We start from the raw sequence: 1,034 nt of genomic DNA on the forward strand, positions 1-1,034 counted from the left end.
TCGAACATCGCCGACAGGCTTTCATCCAGCCGGATCATGCCGGCGGCCTGGCTGAAGGCGCGCTTGGCGATCTTCTGGCTGGGCGCGATCAGCATCAGTTCGGCATGCGGCCGTTCGTTCATGATCGCGGCCACGAGGATGATGGCCGCGGCATAGGTGGTCTTGGCGTTGCCCTTGGGCACCAGCAGCAGGAATTCCCGGATCATGCGCACCTTGCGCACTGGGTCGTAGCTGCCGAACACGGCGCGGACGAAATCGAAGATCCAGTCGTCGCCCGCCTCGGCGAAGGTCGGGTTCCCGATCACGTCCGGCAGCCGCAGCCGCTTGAAGATCGCCAGGGCCTTTTCCGCCACTGCGTCGAAGAGCGGCAAATCCGGGATCAGCGGCCGGCGGTTGACGATGCGCTCTTTCCAGTCCGGCAGGGACGTGTCCCAGACCTCCGGCGTCGGCAGATCGTCAGTTCTCATAGCTTCCCGGCTTCAGCAGACTACCCCATTCGGACTGGGTCTCGCCGGCTGCCAGCGCGTTGGCCCGCTTGCGGGAAATCTCGCCCTTCCCGACATAGCGCGAGGTCGGCCGTTCCTCTTCCCGCTCGGCCTCGTCTGCCTGCGTCATCTTCGCCGCCGCCAGCTTCTGATCGTTCTTCATGATCAGGCGATCAAGCTCGCGCATCCCGGCGGTGTTGCCGGCATTGGCCAGGTCCATCGCCAGTTCCAGCCGCCGCGCCTCCAGCCGGTCCCGCATCTGGTCCCGCACGGTCAGCTCGGCTCTAAAATACCGCTTCAGCGTCGCCAACGAGACGCCGATGGCATTCGCCACCCGCTGGTTGCTCCATCCCATCGCCAGCAACAGCTTGACTTTATTGCGATCTTTATCCGTGACCTCGAATGGCGGGCGCCCCTTCTGGCCCCTGCCCGGGCGAACGGGGTTGCCGAACAGGTCGAAAACTTCGCCCGACATGAAAAAAATCTCCGAATGAGGGGGGCGCGGGTCTAGGCGCCACAGGCCCGCTGACTTTCGACCCACCCCCCCCC

The 1,034-nt window shown here is 64.7% G+C and carries 1 protein-coding gene and 1 pseudogene; both read right to left on the reverse strand.

The features are described from left to right. A pseudogene (locus BLT64_RS25935) lies at positions 1-467 on the reverse strand (terminase large subunit); the annotation flags it as partial. Next, entirely contained in the window at positions 457-960 is a 504-nt protein-coding gene (locus BLT64_RS25940; protein WP_011746705.1) for a helix-turn-helix domain-containing protein, read from the reverse strand. The pseudogene BLT64_RS25935 and the gene BLT64_RS25940, both read right to left, overlap by 11 nt. Between the last annotated feature and the right edge of the window lie 74 nt (positions 961-1,034).

The organism is Paracoccus denitrificans, assembly GCF_900100045.1.
Lineage (GTDB): Bacteria > Pseudomonadota > Alphaproteobacteria > Rhodobacterales > Rhodobacteraceae > Paracoccus > Paracoccus denitrificans.

Excerpts from the sequence above, each read along its gene's own strand:
- BLT64_RS25940 (WP_011746705.1), bottom strand. The coding sequence starts at position 960 with ATGTCGGGCGAAGTTTTCGACCTGTTCGGCAACCCCGTTCGCCCGGGC.